General features: G+C 47.3%; 14 protein-coding genes. 2 read left to right on the top strand and 12 right to left on the bottom strand.

All coding sequences use genetic code 11. From position 1 onward, the window contains the following. Positions 1-9: 9 nt before the first annotated feature. A complete protein-coding gene (locus ACF8CV_RS21565) occupies positions 10-2418 on the top strand; it encodes a DEAD/DEAH box helicase family protein (RefSeq protein WP_392417501.1) in 2409 nt (802 codons plus the stop codon). A 469-nt stretch (positions 2419-2887) separates the two neighbouring features. Beyond that, the gene (locus tag ACF8CV_RS21570; RefSeq protein WP_332192423.1) at positions 2888-3589 is read left to right on the top strand and encodes a hypothetical protein; all 702 of its coding nucleotides are present in this window, start codon (positions 2888-2890) and stop codon (positions 3587-3589) included. 219 nt (positions 3590-3808) lie between these two features. Here the strand turns inward: ACF8CV_RS21570 and ACF8CV_RS21575 are convergent, their stop codons facing one another. The 12 genes from ACF8CV_RS21575 to ACF8CV_RS21630 all read right to left on the bottom strand — a co-directional run bounded on the left by ACF8CV_RS21575 (position 3809) and on the right by ACF8CV_RS21630 (position 19079). After that, positions 3809-4678, bottom strand: coding sequence for an HNH endonuclease (locus tag ACF8CV_RS21575; protein WP_224638914.1), 870 nt, complete (start codon positions 4676-4678; stop codon positions 3809-3811). Next, on the bottom strand, positions 4671-6245 hold the full coding sequence (locus tag ACF8CV_RS21580; RefSeq protein ID WP_248385795.1) for an AAA family ATPase: 1575 nt from the start codon (positions 6243-6245) through the stop codon (positions 4671-4673). Before ACF8CV_RS21580 ends, ACF8CV_RS21575 begins: the two co-directional genes overlap by 8 nt. A 1-nt stretch (position 6246) precedes the next feature. Further along, positions 6247-9309 (bottom strand): type I restriction endonuclease subunit R, encoded by a 3063-nt coding sequence (locus tag ACF8CV_RS21585; RefSeq protein ID WP_392417506.1) that lies wholly within the window; start codon positions 9307-9309, stop codon positions 6247-6249. A 15-nt stretch (positions 9310-9324) separates the two neighbouring features. Then, on the bottom strand, positions 9325-10431 hold the full coding sequence (locus ACF8CV_RS21590) for a restriction endonuclease subunit S (RefSeq protein WP_392417509.1): 1107 nt from the start codon (positions 10429-10431) through the stop codon (positions 9325-9327). Next, positions 10431-11930 carry an N-6 DNA methylase gene (locus ACF8CV_RS21595; protein WP_392417512.1) on the bottom strand — a complete coding sequence of 500 codons (1500 nt, stop codon included), beginning with the start codon at positions 11928-11930 and terminating at the stop codon, positions 10431-10433. The genes ACF8CV_RS21590 and ACF8CV_RS21595 overlap by 1 nt, the downstream gene beginning before the upstream one ends. After that, entirely contained in the window at positions 11927-13405 is a 1479-nt protein-coding gene (locus tag ACF8CV_RS21600) for an RNA-binding domain-containing protein (protein ID WP_392417515.1), read from the bottom strand. Before ACF8CV_RS21600 ends, ACF8CV_RS21595 begins: the two co-directional genes overlap by 4 nt. Continuing rightward, complete coding sequence (locus tag ACF8CV_RS21605) at positions 13398-14027, bottom strand: DUF4062 domain-containing protein (protein ID WP_392417517.1); 630 nt, start codon at positions 14025-14027, stop codon at positions 13398-13400. Before ACF8CV_RS21605 ends, ACF8CV_RS21600 begins: the two co-directional genes overlap by 8 nt. Further along, positions 14024-15523: an N-6 DNA methylase gene (locus ACF8CV_RS21610; protein WP_392417520.1), complete on the bottom strand. Its 1500-nt coding sequence runs from the start codon at positions 15521-15523 to the stop codon at positions 14024-14026. Before ACF8CV_RS21610 ends, ACF8CV_RS21605 begins: the two co-directional genes overlap by 4 nt. Then, entirely contained in the window at positions 15520-15750 is a 231-nt protein-coding gene (locus ACF8CV_RS21615) for a helix-turn-helix transcriptional regulator (protein ID WP_000617363.1), read from the bottom strand. The genes ACF8CV_RS21610 and ACF8CV_RS21615 overlap by 4 nt, the downstream gene beginning before the upstream one ends. Before the next feature lie 272 nt (positions 15751-16022). Beyond that, on the bottom strand, positions 16023-17765 hold the full coding sequence (locus tag ACF8CV_RS21620) for a DUF927 domain-containing protein (protein ID WP_392417523.1): 1743 nt from the start codon (positions 17763-17765) through the stop codon (positions 16023-16025). Beyond that, positions 17752-17994 (bottom strand): AlpA family transcriptional regulator, encoded by a 243-nt coding sequence (locus ACF8CV_RS21625; protein ID WP_007146785.1) that lies wholly within the window; start codon positions 17992-17994, stop codon positions 17752-17754. The genes ACF8CV_RS21620 and ACF8CV_RS21625 overlap by 14 nt, the downstream gene beginning before the upstream one ends. 488 nt (positions 17995-18482) lie before the next feature. Then, positions 18483-19079 carry a 4Fe-4S single cluster domain-containing protein gene (locus tag ACF8CV_RS21630; RefSeq protein ID WP_392417525.1) on the bottom strand — a complete coding sequence of 199 codons (597 nt, stop codon included), beginning with the start codon at positions 19077-19079 and terminating at the stop codon, positions 18483-18485. Positions 19080-19081 lie beyond the last annotated feature (2 nt).

Below are 19081 nucleotides of genomic sequence, written 5' to 3' on the forward strand. Positions count from 1 at the left end.
TATGTTGTCATGAATGACGCTCGCTACCCAAATATTTCGGCTATTGATAACAGGCTAGCTGAGCTTGAAAACGAAAAGCAGCGGCTTCTCGCATTAAGAGAGGCTTTGCGTAGCACTCAAAGCGAGCGTTCAGTACAGACATTCACGCCAGAACAAAAAGTCGCCCTATTCAGACAACGATTTCGTGGAAGAGAGGATATCTTCGCCAATCGTTGGCAAAATCAACAGGGGCGCAGTGGCTATTCCGTAGCCTGTGATAATGAATGGGTAAACGGGGTTTGTAACAAGCCCCGCATTAAATGCCAAGACTGTTCACACCGAAAGTTTAGCGAACTAAACGAGCGCATTATTTACAGGCACCTTGCCGGTCATCAAGTGGTGGGGCTGTATCCCTTACTGAAAGATAATACGTGCTATTTGTTGGCAGCCGATTTTGACAAAGGCTGTTGGCAAGAAGAAGTCAAAGCAATGTCTAAAGCGTGCCAAGCGTTTGATATTCCGCACGCGATAGAAATCTCGCGTTCTGGCAACGGGGCGCACTTATGGATCTTTTTTGAAACCAATATCCCAGCGAACCAAGCTCGGGCACTGGGTTTCGCTTTGCTTGATAAAGCCATGGAAATATTTCCAAATCTATCGTTTGACTCCTATGACAGGCTCTTTCCTAACCAAGATGTACTTCCTGAAGGCGGGTTTGGCAATCTCATTGCGCTACCACTTCAAAAGGAGGCTCGCCTTTCAGGCCGTAGTTGCTTTGTTGACAGTGATCTGAATGCCATCGATGATCAATGGCAGTACCTTGCTAGGCTTAAAACGCTGACTCAGTCGAGTATTGATCAACTCATAACAACCATTTCACCCAATACCTTATTACTGTCCGAACAAGGGCTAACAGACAACCACCCTCCTTGGGAAATCACAGCCAAAGCCACACCAATAAAATTAGAGTCTTTGCCGAAAAACGTGACCATTACCTTGGCCAACCATATCTACTTTTTGATGAGCGAGTTACCTGGGCCACTACTGGCCGGACTAAAGCGATTAGCGAGTTTTTCTAATCCTGTGTTTTTTAAAACACAAGCGTTGCGCTTTTCAACCCATGGCATTCCAAGGTTTATTTCCTGTGCTCGTATTGAAAACGGTTATCTAGCACTACCGCGAGGCTGTCTTGATGACGCGATTGCTTTGCTACAAGAGCAAAACATTTCGCCACTATTTGACGATAAGCGTGAAACCGGTAAGCCATTATTAAAACTTACCCCTGAGTTCACTTTGCGAAAGAACCAGCGAGACGCAGTGGCCGCAATATCTAAACATGACTTCGGTATTTTGCATGCGCCGACCGCATTTGGAAAAACGGTTACTGCCATCGGCATGATCGTAAAACGCAAAGTAAATACCCTCATACTGGTTCATAGCCGACAACTGCTTGAACAATGGCAAGAGCGCTTGCGCACGTTCCTACCCGAAGTAACCATTGGCAGTATAGGCGGGGGTAAAAGAAAGCCGAGTGGCATTATCGACATAGCCACCTACCAAAGTTTGGTTAATAAAAAAGACAATTCCATCACGCCTCTCATTCAAGACTACGGCCATATTATTGTTGACGAATGCCACCACCTATCTGCGCCAAGGTTTGAAATGGTACTCAACGAGGCAAGAGCAAAATTTGTATTGGGCCTAACAGCAACACCTGAGCGACAAGATGGTCATCAAAAAATCATTTTTATGGCGGCAGGGCCCATTCGCTATAAAGTGAAACAAAGTCCTGATGAGCAATTTACTCAAACCGTGATGATTCATCAGCTCTACGATATACCGCCAGCTGAGCTAATAAAAACAGATGAGCGCCCAAAAATAAGCGATGCCTACCGCTGGCTCGCCGATAATGGACAGCGCACGTCAAAAATTGTCTCAGACGCCTCTCAGTGTGTTCAAAATGGCGGACACCCGCTAGTCCTTACAGAGCGTAGAGAGCACGCAGAGGAAATACACTCACAACTTACCAAGATGGGTATAAGCACTGTCGTACTCAAAGGCGCCATGAAAGCTGCCGAACGCAAGAATGCAGATAATCATCTGCAATCGGCTCAAGTCGTCGTCGCAACAGGAAGATATGTGGGCGAAGGCTTTGACCTACCAAGACTGGATACGTTGTTTTTGGCCATGCCCATCGCATGGAAAGGTACATTGGCTCAATATGCCGGTCGTATTCATCGTGAATCGGAAGGAAAAACACAAGTCACCATTCACGACTATGTGGACTGCGCCCTCCCTATGCTGCAACGCATGTTTAAAAAACGCGAGAAAAGCTACAAGGCTATGGGGTACGCCCTTAAGTACATTGATGACAACAGTAACAAGCAACCTTCACTGAAGTTAGAAAACGTCCCTTCATCAAATACCAAGCCAAAATAAACAGCAGCACTTCAGTAAACACTTCCCCATGCCTTTACCCCCATACGCCAAAACCACTATCCGTTTGGCTTTTGGATCGAAACGCCAAACAGGGAAATTAGCCCATTCACTGTTTGGCTTCTCGATTTAAATCCAACGCTGCTAAGCCTTGCCAGTACTGGATCAAAGCAAGGTTTGGCACTTTTTGCACCCTAAACCAACCTCGGCATCAAAGTACAAACTGTTTGTTTTTTCTAACCCAGAATGCAAACGATCGTTTGGCGTCTCGATTTTTTTGCACTAGCCAAATGCCGCCAAACAGCACCGTATTGGACTATGTATATCAAACAGTTAGCCGCGCACTGGTCATCATAAAAAACCGATTTGACTGGTTAGTTTGATGGCCATTTCTTTCATCTATTTCACCACCGCGTCTGCACCCGACGACTGAAAATAGACAGCATGAAAAACCAACAAGGTGGTAAGTGGCGTGTTATGGGCAAGTGGTAACAATTGGGATAGAGAATGGATACAGCAGGTGGTCGCTTTACTGGTTGGGCATGGCGCGTTTACCCTCTACCCAGCATTAAGCCAGTGCGAGAATGCAGCCGAACGTTTAACCCGATGGCTGGCCTATCAGCTACCACGGGTTAAACAAGCACACCCTGGCTGCCCTATTTACCAATGGCTGAACAGCATTGGTGCAAAAGCGATCTTAGAAAAATGGCAGTACCCCGAGCAATGGCCAAACCTGTATTGGTTGCCTTTACCTGAGGTTGATGGCCACGCCCAAGGCGGGCTAGTTTTGTTACCAGCGCATTTGTTACCGGCACATTTATTACCGACAGATAGGAATGGCACGAGTCAAACCAACACATTGCTCGCAAACACGCCCGCCAACGCCTGTATCTTTTGGTGCATTACGCCTTTATCTAAAACAGGGAAACGCGCTACCTTACACCCCAATCAGCAAAACCGAGCTTTTTGCCTGCCCAGTTCGCCGGAGCAAATAGGAAAAACGTGCACGGGGTTATTGCTGAGTGGTTTAAGAAAAGACAACGGAAAACGAAACGCCAACGTGATCAGCCACCAAATCAATCTAGCGCTGCTGCACCACCTTTGTGGGCCGGAGAATGATGTGTGGATTAAAGCGAGTTTTGGTACCGTAACTCATTACGGTACCAAAAATTAGAAGCCTGAAAAAAGAGTAACCCCTCACAGGGCGCTGATCTAACGGGTAGCGGGAGGGGTGTTGTTGGTGCGATTTTAATATCAAAAGTATCAAATAGCTCGATGTTTTTGGCTAGAGCGTTCTCTGTTAGGTTTTTACTCAGGCTTCACTTTGAACTATTCGGAATTTCCAGATGGTTGCGTTTTGTACAACACTTTCCCGTTTTAACCAAAAAGTTCATTACTCGGTTAAAAACCGTATTAATCCCTGATACATTGCATACTGCCAATGATTCACAAACTCACACTCATCTAATACTGGCTCTAGTAAGTCTTCGACAACCTCTTCGACAGGGACATTTTTATTTAAATTTCGATTAATTTGCGCGAGTACAGTTTTCAAATGTTTCGCAGCTTGCGTAGCGTATCTAGTAGCTAAATCAAAATCCTTAAAATACTTTGCAACTCTCTTTTTATCAGTTTCAGACCATGTGACTGGCGGCACAACACAGTATTCAAAAAAACCAGGATCATCGTCACCGGTCCCAGCTGAATAATTTGCGAAGATCCACTGCTCATTAAAGAAATGTGCAGCTTCAAAGTATGGGTGGATTATTTGCTCTTCTTCTTTTATCGCGTAACCATGCCCTTTACTCTCCATATTGCAATCCCTGCATGCTGGAACAAGGTTAAAAGGCAAAACAGAAAATTGCGGAAAATGAGCTTTAGGTAGAAAGTGATCAACATTTTTGGGCGTCCCTATCCCACCACAAAATGGACAACTTTCTTTGGCTGAATTTTTAATTGCATCATACACCTTCCTGGCTGGCTTATTTTTATCTGCAAAATACTGAGTGTAGAGCTTCTCAAGATCATTTTTTTTCAAAGGGCCAATAACATTAGGGTTTTGTGTTGTGCTTGTATCTATTGACGGTATAGAAAAGAGCTGGGATTTGGTTGCTGCTTTTTCATATTCGTCTTTAAATGGCAAGAAGTTTGCGCGCTCATCAGAAACTTGCTTTCTTAACTGAGTATTGCCGGTTATACCCTCTACACACAGTTCCAAAACATCATTGTAACTATAGTCTTCTGATAGTTTTATCTTAATCATCAGAGCGTCCCTTATCACGATCTGAAATTAGCGCCTTTAAGATAGCCCGACCTTCATACCCAATTTGATTCCGATAACCCTGGAGAATGTCTTGGTATGAAGCGCCGCTGTCTACGGACTTCTTAAGCATGTTATGAAAACCTGATAGCTCAACCTCTAGGCTAAAAACTTCGCTGGTCAAGACACCTAGATTCTCAGCAAAGGTTTCAACTTTAGGCCGATCAACTATCGTATTGTCACCTTGACGATAAACCTTCCACACACACTTTCTCGGTATTTCTTGAAGTACAACAGGTGAGTGCGTCGCAATGATTGATACTCCATTCATTGCCAATAGCAACTCTGAAAGCGCACGAACAAAAGCAGCTAGCAACGGTGGATGAAGATGACTTTCGGGCTCATCGATTAAAACTAACGTTTTCTCCTGAACTGTTGCAACTAATCTAGTTATAGTTAGCAATACAATAGCGTGCCCAGAGCTTAGTCCGTCTAGGATTGGCTTGATTTCACCAAGGTAACTTTCTTTAAAATCATTTGAATCAATCTGCTTTTTCATCGTCTGTTTAGTTTTGAAAAAGCACTCCCTCAAATTCAGTAAATCAGCAGAAGAAAAATTCTCATCATAACCAAGATCTTCAATGGCATTGCACCACAATTTATCTTTGTCAGGATCGTTGAAACAAGTCGTTAGCGCTTTGCAACAATCAGCCTGCAATGAGTCTATATCTCTATGATATCCTTTCGTGCGAACGTCCTTTAAACCAATGTAATAGTAACAAGTGCCCTTTGCTGGGTCTGGTTGTTCATTTGGAGGTACAAATGGGTCAAATGCACTAAAAGAAACAGACACTAAGCTACTAAAATATTCGTCACCTATATCACTCTCGCGCCACCCAGATCGATCTATAAATTTCCCCATAGAAGCGGGGGAATTGGTCACTGCGTTTATCATGTCATTGAGCAACGTTGTTTTACCAACACCATTTCTCCCGATAATTGCATGGATATTAGTACTAGGCTTGGACTCGACGGCCACATCAAAATTGAGTTTAATACTACTAAACTTTTCAGAACCTTCTCTGACATAAGAAAACTCAAAATCAGTAAGCTCTTTGCCTCCGTTTAAGACTCTTTGATACTGTCCTTTAATCACCGACAGGCTTGTATCTCTTAACAGCGACACACTAAAGACATCCTCCTCTCTAATACTTTCAATAAGAGCGGGGGTACTGGCTAGATCGTTCAGCTTCTTTAATATGTTACGCCCTTCATCACCAAGTGCTGAAATAGCTTTATAAAAGCCGATAGACTCTCCCAGTGAAAAATACTCGTCATCAAGCTCTGTAAATCCATCGCCAAGCTTTTCATAGGTAGCTGTTTCACTTGTTTGGCCTTTAAAGCCGATTTTGACGTCACCAATATCATGGCTAGTACCATGTTTGTCATACACAACCATGTGAAACTGCGTCACAAAGGAATAATCATTCCAATGGTCAATACGCAGGAAAACAACGTTACAGTGCGCCCCAGATATCCTGGTATCGCGCTTAATTACTCTAAATTCCATTTTAATAATGCTCTTCTATATACCCATACGCCTTGGCGAACAGCTCTTTATCTTTACCCAAGCCAAACTGGGCCAGTGTCACTAGCAGCGCCTTTTGGATTTCGCGCGGGCCGCTGTTGGAGTTTTGCCAGCCTTCAAACCGGGTGGCTTTTACGATCTTGTCGATCTGCTCAACCACATCGCCGATTAGCTTTGGTGTGGTTTCTGGGCGGGTTTCCAGGAAGAGTTTGGTTAAAGCCTGCTTGTTGTCCTCTTCGGTCACGACATGCTCGCCGGTTTCGCGCTCGGCTTGCACTGTGTCTTTAGCGGCATCTAACAGGCCTTTTAACCAGTCGATGGCTTTGATCACGCCAGACTCATAGTCTTGGCGCAGTTTTTCTAGGCGTTCACCTAACTCGACAAACTTAGGGTCGTTGCTGCCGCGCAGGCGGCCCATCAAGTCAATTTCGAGGCGCTTCGCGCGTTGCTCTTGTTCTTTATCCGTCAGGGTAAAAATGGCGTGCTCATCCATGATCAGCTCGTCGATATCGTCGCGGATGCGATTGATGTCGGTATGCTCGTGGATCATCTTGATGGTTTCTGGGCCAAGCGCCGCCCACACCAAAGCGCCAGTTTGGCCGACGGGGCGCACTGACTCATAAATCTGCGCCAGCCATTTATAGTCTTTGCGATACGGGGCTAAGAAGGTGTCTGGGTTAATGGCCGACCATAGCTTGGCTAATACGCCGAAGCTCGCGGCAAATTCATCGCGCTTTTCATTGGTTGGCAGGCATTCTTGCGCCGCCATAATGCCTTCGAAGCCTTCTAAGGTGCGATCTACGTTAGGGAAGAAGGACAAACACTTGTCTAACTGGGCTGGCAATAATTCTTTAAAGGCTTCAATGCCTTCTACCACGCCATCGATTTCTTCCGGGTTGTAGGCCAGCGCGGTGCGCAGGTTCTCAAACACGCCAAGGTAATCAATGATGAGGCCCATGTCTTTGCGCACATCGTCCGTTTCGTACAAACGGTTAGTGCGGCACATGGCCTGTAGCAAAGTGTGATCGCGCAGCGGCTTGTCCAAGTACATGCAATAGCAGATAGGCGCGTCAAAGCCGGTAAGTAACTTGGCGGTGACGATGATCAGCTGCAACGGATGCTTGGGGTCTTTAAAGCTTTCGATTAAGTCTTTCTGGGTTTGGTCTTCGGCATCTATGTGCTGCCAACGCTCAAAATCTGCTTGTTTAATCGGCAGTTCTAAATCGTCGTGCCATTTACGCCAGTCTTTATTGAGCTTGTCTTTTTTACCGCCTTCTTCGGCTTTTACCGGTGCCTGATCGACGTTCATCACCACTTCAACGGCATCAAAGCCGAGCTTTTCACCCAGCAAATAATACATCTGCACGCAGGCATCGCGGTCGTACACCACCACCATGCCTTTCATCTTTTTCGGCTTAACGTGGCTGGTAAAGTGCTCGGCAATATCGGCGCTGACTGCGGCCATGCGTTTAGGCGCTTTAAGCATTACTGCTAATTTGCCCGCACGTTTAGATAGTGCGGCTTTTTCTTCGTCGTCGAGATTATTGTCTTTGGCGAGCTGCTCAAACTCTTGGTTGATAGCATCACGGTCTACTCGCAGCTCAGCCAAGCGTGGTTCAAACTTGACCGGGTTAGTGGCGCCATCGCGGATTGACTGCTTGTAGCTGTAGCGGTTCATGTAGCGACCAGGGTCTTCTTCGGCGCCGAATAGCTTAAAGGTGTTGCGGTCGATACCAGAAATCGGTGTACCTGTTAAACCATAAAAGTGCGCTTGTGGCAGGGCCCAGCGCATTTTCTCACCCAAGCCACCTTCCTGCGTGCGGTGGGCTTCGTCCACCAACACAATAATGTTGTCGCGGCTGTTAAGGCCATTAGGGTTGCTATCATCAATCTCGACATCTTTAAACTTAAAGATGGTGGTAATTAAAATGCCGCGGCTGTCTTGTTCGATATGTTCGCCAAGCTTTTTGCAGCTCTGTACCTTGATCAGGTTTTTAACGTCGGCACCGCCAAAGGTCTCGTTGATTTGGCTGTCCAGGTCGCGGCGATCTACTACGATCAATACAGTGGGGTTTTTCAGGGCATTATCACTACGCAGCATTTTGGCGGCGTAGAGCATGAGTAAGGATTTACCCGAGCCTTGGAAATGCCAGATCAGGCCTTTTTTCGGGTAGCCTTTGCGCACACGGTCAACAATCTGCTTGGCTGCTTCAAACTGGGGGTAACGCGGTAGAATTTTAATGCGCTTGGGTGGCGTGTTTTTACCGGTCTTAACCGTTGAAAACAGTGCGAAAGATTCTAGCAACTGCAATAAAGTTTGCGGGTTTAACAAGCCCTCGCAGCTGTCCAGCACCGATGCCAAGCCGGGCAAAATGTCATCGCGCAGGTCGGTATTGTGCCAAGGGCCCCAGTCTTTTACCCGGGCATTGATGGCACCATAAGCAAAGGTTTTGCCTTCACTGGCAAAACACAGCAGGTTGGGTACAAAGTAGGGTTCAACGTTTTTCCAATAGTGCTTTTTACCGCCCATGAAATCGGCGGCGCCGTCTTGCCAGGTTACACTCGGGCGGGTAGCGGTTTTCACTTCGCCCACCACCAAGGGTATGCCATTCACATAGAGCACAATATCAAGATAGACTTCGGTAGCTGCGATGTAATGCACCTGCTGCGACACTACAAAGTGGTTGTTGTCGATATTGTCGAAATCAATCAGGTTGATGGTGATGTGGTCGCCATTCTCACCAAAGGGTAAGGTTTTTTCGGCCATTAGCCATTCATGAAAGTTTTCATTGGCTTTTACCAAGCCGGTATGACGCGCTTCCAGCACCACACCACGCAGCTTATAAATCACTTCATCGGCGTAATCCGGCTGCTTGGCAATATCAGGGTTTAACAAACACAACGCGTCTTTGAGCCATTCATCGACAAAGATATCCTGCGCTTGTTTGGGCAGGTTCTCGCCGTGGCAGTAAGTCCACTTTACCCCGCTCAAAGCCTTTAAGCGGTCGATAATTCCATTTTCTGTGACGGTTTGTTCGTTAAACATTACAATTTCCAAAAGTTAATCCATATTCAGCAAGCAACTTTGCAACGCTCTTATAGCTTTTACCCGCTGTTTAATCTCTATTATTGTTTGGTTTTGATTTTCCAAAGCGGTGGTCACCCTAGCAACGTTGTCAGGTGTTAACTCTGGCAGCTCCCACTTTTTTAAATCATTTCCAGAAATATTGGGAAACGTAGAGCCGGCGCCTTTTGCTTGCTCAAAAATAGCATCTTTTAAGTATTCTAAAATATGATAAATATATCTCTGGTTTATATAGGGCTTTCGCGAGGAAATAGCGGCTAGACCACGACCAATACAATATTTTTGATCCGCTATATTCATTCTCCCTGTCGTACTTCCACGAACGCAAAACAACACGCTCTCAATAGGAGCTTCGCGAGTTATTTGATTCGTGTATTGAACAGGAGTAGGGTTCACTTCTCCAAACTCTGTAGGCCCGTTTAGTAATGGCAACATTGAATCACTTGGATTTGCGAAGCAGTTAGCCCCTTTTGGAGACTGCCCCATAATCACATCTGCAATATCAGATAGCCTTATTTTTCTTCCTTCTACACTAAAAAACTCTGAACGCATTCGATATATTAGTCGCTCGGCAGTTTCCAAAGCATCGATAGCTAACCCCAAGGCAAACTCTGAATTCTCAAAAATATCAACAAGAGCTTCCTTTTTATCCAAAGCTAAAACATCAAATTTTTGTAATTCTTTAAACTTTGTTCTTGGGGATAACGACCCACTTGATGTGGATATTGCATGATTCCAAAAATCGCTTGATTGAATCAAGAATGGAAGGAGCCTTTCAGTGGTACTACTAGCCTTGCCCTCTAACACTATAATGTCCCCCGAGCAAATCCCATCAAACTCGGCAATCGCCGCCTTTTTTAAATAAGGGCGGCGCTTACCAAACAAGATATGCCCCCTCTTAAACACCCGAGTAAAGCTTGGGTTATCTTCGGCAATTATTCCCCAACGCTTGATCTTGAGCGAGCCTGAATCCAAATGTTCCAAACCAATATAACGCTCATAGCCATCAGCAATAGGGTCTTTAGTGGTGAGCCTTACTTCGCGGCAAATATCACCAAATTTAACGGTTTGTTTATCACTCATTACTGCACTTCCTCACCGTTAACTTCAAATCCAAGCTCTTTTAAACTTTTAAATAACTTATTGGTTTGTTTTTTCAATTGCACCCGGCTAACTTTCCATGCCTCGATAGCATGCTCAATATCGTGCACTTCGCCGTTGTTTTGAGCTTGCACATAAAGCGGAATCGACAGGTTGTAGAGGTTCTCTTTGATAGTGGCGATATCTACCAAGGCGGTGATGTCGCTTTGCTTTTCTGGCGTGAAGTAAGCCTCGCAGAGCACGGATAAGTCCTCATTCGATAAGCGGCTGTGGGCGCGCTCGCGGGTAACGTGTTCCACGCCATTGATAAACAACACCTTGTTTTTTCGCTCAGCGGGCTTATTGAAATTGAGCACCACTACGCAGGATTCCATCGGCGAGTTGTAAAACAGGTTTGGCCCTAGGCCAATCACTGCCTCAATGATGTCGGACTCAATCACTTGCTTTCGGATGCTTTGCTCAGAATCGCGGAACAGAACGCCGTGTGGCCAGAGCATAGCGGCGCGACCCGTATCAGGCTTTAGGCTTTTGATGATATGGGTGTAAAACGCATAATCGGCACAGCCCTGCGGTGGTACGCCGTAGAGGTTGCGGCCATAAGGGTCGGCAGCGAACTTGTCGCGGTTCCACTTTTTGATGGAGTAAGGCGGGTTAGCGAAAATCACATCAAACTGCTTGAGCTGATCGTTTTCAATAAACTTGGGCTCAGCCAACGTATCGCCGCGCAGCACATCGAACTCTTCAATGTCGTGCAGGAACATATTCATTCGGGCGATGGCAGAGGTTAGCAGGTTAACCTCTTGCCCGTGTAAATGTACAGAACGCCACTCTTTACCTTGAGAACGGAGATCCATTACCGCATTAAGCAGCATACCGCCGGTGCCGCAGGTGGGGTCATAAGCGGTTTCACCGGGTTTTAAGCCCATGATGCGCGTCATCAGATGCACGACGGTACGGTTGGTATAAAACTCGGCGGCGGTGTGGCCGGAGTCGTCGGCGAATTTTTTGATGAGGTATTCGTAAGCCTCCCCCAGGTCATCCTGAGCGACCGATTTAATGCCCAGCGGAATTTTACTGAAGTGCTCAATGAGGTCTGATAGCAGGTGATCGGGTAAACGTTCTTTGTTGGTCCACTGGGCATCACCAAACACGCCATGTAAGCGCGGGTTGTTGGCTTCAATGAGACGCAGTGCATTTTGAATAGCCTCACCAATGTTTTTGCTGGTGTGGCGCACCTTTTCCCAGCGGGCTTCCTTGGGAATATCAAAACGGTGGAACATGGGCATGGCAGCATATTCGGCATCGCCTTCATGGATCTCCAATGCTTCGGTGTATTCTTCCAAATACACATCCGACAGGCGTTTGTAAAATAGTAGCGGGAAGATGTACTGCTTGTAGTCTGAAGCGTCGATTTGGCCGCGCAAAAACTCGGCGGCGCCCCAGAGCAAATCCTCTAATTTTTTCTTATTTAATGCGCTCATGATGTCTTCTTATCGCTTAGTTGCTGCTGTACTTGTTGCTTTAGCTGCTGGCCAAGCGCGGTTAAACGGTATTTTTGGTTACGGCTGGTTGGCTTGTCTGGAATGGTCATTTCTACCAAGGCTGGAGTGATCTCCAGTGCCGGTTTTAAGTAGTGTTTACGGAAATGCTCGGCGTTTTTCAGTGCCATTAATGCCATTAATTCGTCGCGGCTATGCTCTTGGCTCATGAGGCTGATCATCCGTGTAACTTCCGTGGTGACTTCCGTGGTGACTTCCGTGGTGACTTCCGTGGTGACTTCCGTGGTGACTTCCGTGGCGAACAGGGTCAAAGTCACACCGGAGCTGCTGTCGGAGTGCCATTTTGGCGCGGGTAGGCCCGCTGCTTTACAAGCTTGTTGAATGACTACACTGCCGCGACCGAGCTTTTCCATATAGCCTTGCAGGTATAAACCGTGAGCGATGTCAGGGTTTCGCAGTACCGAGATATGGCCTTGCTGAATTTTGTACTCGTCGATGCCTTGCGGAAACGCACCGGCGTTCCAAATTTTCAGGTGCGCAGGGCTAATTTCAACCTTAATGCCCCCGGCAAAGTTGCTGTAATCGCGGTGGGCAAAGGCGTTGACAATGGCTTCGCGTACCGCTTGTTCCGGGTACATGGGGATGTCTTCGCGCTGATTATTAGCGCTGCTAAAGCGTGCGCGCGATGGCGTATTGCGCATCACAAAGGTAATAAGCTGCTCGATCACTTCGGCCATTGGGCCATCTATGTGCTGTAAATCCTGATATTCGTCGTCGGCCTTATGGCGATAACACACCGCACGCACGCGGGCTTGCGGATGGCGTTTACCCGGTGCACTGGCCAGTAATACATCGGCGGCATTGGTTAAGCGGCCGTATTTGGCCAAGGATAACAATTGCAACTGGTGCAGTATGCCTTGTTCGGCTTGCGCGACTTCTTTGGGAATGCGTTTGGCGGATAGCAGTTTTTTACAAGCGCTGGCTGATAAACCTTGTTCGTCGAGTTCAGACGAGAACAAACGCTCCCAGCGGGTAGGCTCTACTTGCTTGCGCATAACCATGTCGCGGATGGTATCGACATCGGCTTTTTGGGTTTGTTCGCCAGCACGTATGTAGATGTCACTGTTAAAGGCGTAGGGGATGTCTTTGCCGGCCGGCACTTCAACCACTAATAGCTGTTTGTTTTCGACTTGCTGTACTTCTACCGAAAACAGTACTGGCGGTTGAATGGCCGATTTAAGCTGGCTTTCGAGCTGTTCAGCTACTTGTTCGGCATGCTCTACGCCCTTGATTTGGCCGTTGTCATCGACTCCACATAGCAGGTATCCACCTTGGGTATTTAAAAAGGCACATACTTGCGGACCGCAGTGTTTTAACTCGCAGCTTGTAAGGTATTCAAGGGTTTGATTTTCGCCCAGCGACAATAGTTGCTTGAGTTGTGCGGCCGTTTTACTCATGGCTTGCTCCTACTGAGGCGCTCACTTGACTGACATTTTGAAAATGTTCGGTCAGGCGCTGCTCTACGTCTTGATAGCGAGAGAATTGCGCGACCACAAAAAGGTTGGCGTCGTCGTCACGATCGAACTTTTGTACCCAGTTGCCTTGACGATCATCCAGTGGCAGTTGTTCCATGGTGGCGTCTTCGTATAAGTCGATCACCTTAATATTGGAAATGGACGCTGCACCTTTGCGCAGTGTCAATTCTGAGCGCTGTTCTTGGGTTTTGTAACCTAAATCCATTAATAGGCGGCGGGCGAAGACGATTTGATCGTGCGCTAAAAACCAACGAGGTTTATTCAGCTCGATGGCTTTTTTCATCTCTTTATGGGTAATCGATAGTCCCGTTGCATCAACGCCACTGCCGTATTGTGGGGTAATGATGCCTAAAAATAGGTCACATTTTTCTACTGCTTTTAAGCAGCTTTCAAAGGCGGTTTCGTTGGAGGATACCGGTACTGTGCCTTTATGCGACATCCAAACTTCATAACCAAAGGCGGTGAGTAGTGAGTATACGCGGTCGAGCAGTTCTTCTACGCCATAAACGGTGGATGACACCATCACCGTGAGCTTTTTGCTCATAATTCAAACCCTTCCTTGATCAGCAGTGCTTCCAGTTCATTTTCGGCGTGCTCCAGGGCGGCCAGCTTTTGTTGGAAGTCTTTTAGCGCTTCTTCCACTGTGATGGTTTCTTCTTCCAGTGGTTTTTGTACATAACGTGCAATATTGAGGTTGAAGTCGTTTTCTTCAATCTCAGTTAACGCCACCCAGCGCGCAACGCCTTCGATTTCTTCGGCTTTAGGGCCTAAGGTTTCTTGCTGGCGATAGATGTTAAAAATTTCGTCGGCTTGATCATTAGACAAGGTATTTTGGGCACGGCCTTTGGTGAAGATTTCTTCCGCATTAATAATCAGCACGTGATCTTGATGATCGGCTGGGCGTGATTTGCGCAGTACTAAAATGCAGGCCGGAATGCCTGTGCCATAAAACAGGTTTGACGCTACGCCGATGATGGCTTCGATGCGGTTTTCTTGCAGCAGCTTGGTGCGGATTGCGCCTTCGGCCCCTCCACGGAATAACACGCCATGCGGCAATACCACTGCCATGCGCCCTTGCTTGTTTAACGAGGCAAACATATGTTGTACCCAGGCAAAGTCACCGTTGGTTTTAGGCGCTAAACCATATTGCTTACGGCCATAAGGGTCGGCAGACCAGAGATCATAGCCCCACTCTTTGAGGCTGAATGGCGGGTTAGCGATTACGCAATCAAAGGTTTCTAAGCGATCATTCACCAAAAACTTCGGCTCACGCAGGGTGTCGCCGCGAACGATGTCAAAATCTTCCTGACCATGTAAAAACAGGTTCATGCGGGCAATGGCCTCGGTGGTGAGGTTCTTCTCCTGGCCTTTGATTTTTAGCAAACGCGGATCACCACCGTTTTCTTTAACGTGGTGGATGGTTTCAAGCAACATCCCGCCCGTACCACATGCTGGGTCGTAGACGCTTTCACCCGCTTGCGGGTCTAGGATGTTAACCATTAAACGAACAATGGTGCGCGGGGTATAGAATTCACCGGCTTTTTTGTTGGCCTTATCAGCAAAGCGTTTGATGAGGTATTCGTAGGCTCGGCCCATATCGTCGTCACGAACAGACGCTACACCCAGGTTCACTTTGTTGAAATGGTTAAGCAAGGTAGCTAAGAGTTCATCCGACAGACGTTCTTTGTTGGTCCAGCTGGCATCGCCGAATATGCCGTGTAGCTTTGGGTTAGCCAGTTCAATACCGCGAAACGCATCTTTTAAGGCTTGGCCTATGTCTTTGGTTTCGGCAAAAACGTCTTTCCAGTGGCACTCTTGTGGAATTTGAATGCGGTGAAACATCTCGCTTTTGGCAAGTTCTTCATCGCCCACTTGTTCCATGGCATCGATAAATTCCTCGTCGTACACATCGCAAATGCGCTTGAAAAAGAGGATCGGGAAAATGTAAGTCTTGTAGTCCGATGCATCGATAGGCCCGGTAATAATGTGGGCTGCATGCCAGAGATGTGCTTCGAGGTCTTTGATGTTAATTAGGGTCATTTTGTATTCTCATTCACAGCGGAGGCCGCAGGCGATTTTTCGAGTAGTTCGTGTATATCGCAGTTAAACAAATCGCACAGTTTATCTAATGCCTCTAAGTCCACCTTAAGCGCAGTTTCTTTGTACAGTAGCGTGACGGTGGTACGGCTGAGGCCGGTTTCTCGCATCACGTCGCTAATACGCATTTTTCTCTCACCCATTAATCGGGCTAGGTGGCAGCGGATCATGCTCTCTCCACGGTGTTTTCTTAACCATAAACTTGGGGATTTTTCACTGTTGCTTACCCTACCACGATTATGATTATTCTCAACTTATTTGAGTTAAAACCAAATAATTGAGCGTGTTTGTTATTCGTTCGGTGCTGGTTGTTGGTACGCTAGCGGTTCACGGGAATGCCTCTAGCGGTATTGTCTGCGTTGGACTTCAAGCCTCGCTCGCTATTTATGTTGACTGTCGGTTCACTACAAGGCGACAAGCCTACATAGGATTCATCGCCTCTTTAGTCATCCAAGATGCTGCCTTTAACGCAGTACATGCGTGGGCGGGTGTTGTCGGGCAGGCTGACTTTGCGCTGTGGCCGATTACCATCGGGGACTAGGTAGCCTGCGGCCATCAGCGCTTTGGCGGCGCGATCTGAGCTTAGGCCTTCGGTGGCTTCACGCCAGCCAGTTGGGTAAAACAGGTAGAGGGTTTGTGGGCCGCTGGTGTCTATCCAACCCGCGCGTTGGCGTACTTGGCTGCTGTAACCGGTTTGTTTGGGCGTAAAGCGGCTTTCGCCATGCTGCTCAATAAAACTGCGCACTTGGCGAATGGCTTGTTGGTCTTCATTGGCGGCCACACCACCACGGGCGAGTATCCATTGGTTTAGCTGGCTTAAACAAGCGGCTTCGACACTTTGGGTTGGCCAATCGAGTACTTTGGCTTGAATGGCTAACAACCCAGCACTAGCCAGTAAGGCAAACTTTTCGGCGACCCGGCGCACTTGGCCGTCTGACTCGGGAGGTAAGCCGGTTAAAAAACGTTGGCGTACATTTTGGAAAACGGGGCGCACCTGAGCGCTGTGCTGCGTTAAATACCGTAACCAGTCCAAAGCCAAGCTGCCGTAATGTTGGCGACTTTGCTGTTTTAGGTGATCGGCTAAATCGGCAGCGTTCATACCATGACTCTGGTTAAACACGCCCATTTGCGCTCCAGCATCGGCACTGAGATCAATCACGCGCACTTGCTGGCCGGCTTTTACGCGCTTGCCGATACTGGCAAGATGGCTTTCGAGCGTCACTTCGCCAGTAGATAAAAACACCAAACGCCAACGGGCGGGTAAGCGCATTTCACCGTATTTGCCTGCTCGTGTTTTACCCTGACCATTGGCAAGCATATAAGCGACATCGCCCGCCTCTTTTGGGTCAACTTCGCCCATTTCATCGAGCGCCAGCAAGGCATCGTTATGCGCTAATGCTGTACCTTCTAAACCGTTGGCCGTGGCACGCCAACTGTGGCGCAGTTGATTAGGTTCGCCCCACACCGATAATGCCGGATACAGCGCCGCAGTTTTACCAGTACTGCTGGCACCGTAGAGGTGTAAACCAAAACCATCCACTCCGCACAAGTGCAACAAAGGCGCGGCCAGCGCAGCGCAGACACCAACAATCAATAGCGGGTTATCCAGACAATAACGGCCAACGTGCTGCCGCCAACTGTCGCTACTACCTTGTTGAATAAAGCCTTCTATCGGGTGCATGGTTTGCAGCACCATGCGCGGGTTGTTGCTGTGTTCGCTTGGGTAAAAGGTGAGGCGCGGATGCACATAAGCGTGGTGATGCCAGCCAATGCAGTTCACGCTGATAGCCTTTTGCGTGGCCAGTTCGCCCATTTGTTGAATAAACAGCGAGAGTAACTGCCGCGCTTTGACACTGTTGCTTAGCCGCATGCCTCGGCTGAGCAGGATTCGGCGGTACTCGCTGCCGTCTCCGGCTAAGAGTTCTGCGGGCATGGCCCAATAGCGATGGCGATTGTCATCGTCTAACCAGTGCAATAAATAACCGTAGTTGTCCCCTTGCGGATCGCGAGTACGAGCAGCTACTTGCAACCAAGAGCAGATTTTAACTGGGCTATCTTGCCCAGCCGGTTGCATCACCAGCCAGTTTTGCGCGTTATAGGCAAAACCAGCTGGTAATTTTGGCTCGTTGCTAGGCATATCACTGGCAGATAATTGGTTTAATGCTGATGGTTTATCCACGGCCATAAGCAGCACCGATACGGCGGGTTTCAATCCACTGGTCGATATCGCTTTCTAACCAGCCCACGGCACGCGCGCCAATACGAATGGAACGGGGAAATTCACCATTGGCCATCAGGGCATAAATGGTGCTGCGGCCAAAGCCTGTTTTGGCCTTTACCTCGGGCAAACGCAAAATCCGCTGCTGACGCGCTGGGTGTGTTGATGTGGTGGATGATTGTGTGGTTGGGTTCATTGTTTGCTTCCTCACTGATCTGTTAAGTTCAGTTAGGAGTTTGCCAGTACTAAACGGACGCAGTAGGCAGATAAATGCTCAGATCGTGCAGCTTTCTAAGGGTACGAGTAGCTACTTGCCCCAGTATTTACATAGTGCCCCAAGTGATAAATACCGAGTGGGCAGGGTTGGCGTGTTGCTAAGTAGCGTGAATTAAGGCTTTGCCCAGACTGCCCCAAAAGCCCAAAGAACAGCGTACTGCTTTGAAGTTTCCTACTCAAAACTCGGTTTTGGTGAGTCGTATGGATGGAGTGTTTATATGTCGAGTGTATCGACACACAAGAAAGACATGTCGAAAAAACAGTAAAAAATCGACATGACCTGTTCAGATCTTGGCTCACTTTACTTCGAGAGATTGGCAATTTATTGCTTTACAGCTTGGAGATGAAAGTGAAACTATAATTTCACTAATTTGAATTTAGAGAAAATATAGTTTCAAATAAATTCAGTTAAGAACGCCAATTTAGTGAGGTAATTAATTCGTCACTTGGAAATCCTAGTGTTGTGATCCCACCTTTATCGTCGATAATCAACTCTACCTGATTTAATGAAACTCTATTATCTTGTTCTCGTGAATTGCTCGGAAAAATAACTTGTTGATTATCTGAACCTATCCACTGTTGATTGATATTACGCAAACTCTCGTTATATCGACCAACTGCAACAATATCACACAGATTTTCTATACGCTCTGCAAAACCAAATGCTTCAAGTTCACTCATTTCAAACCCGGTAAATAAAAAGGTGGTTAACTTTGAACGCTGTTTGATTTGCTCAAATAACCACCAAACATTATCCGCTTGATGCAAAGGCTCACCACCGAGCAAAGTCACACCACGGATCTGCGGCGTGGCTAAAATTCGCTCTAACAATTGCTCTCGATGGATCAATTGATTCTCTTTAAATGACCACATGGCCTTGTTCCAACAACCTTGGCAAGCAAGGGCACAGCCTTGAAACCACACCACCAATCGCTTACCTGGCCCATAAATGAGGCTGTCACTCTCGATATGAGCCAAATTAAAAAAATCACCGTAGCACTTCATCT

Origin of the sequence: Vibrio sp. zbq_1 (genome assembly GCF_043102935.1) — a bacterium.
Lineage (GTDB): Bacteria > Pseudomonadota > Gammaproteobacteria > Enterobacterales > Vibrionaceae > Vibrio > Vibrio parahaemolyticus.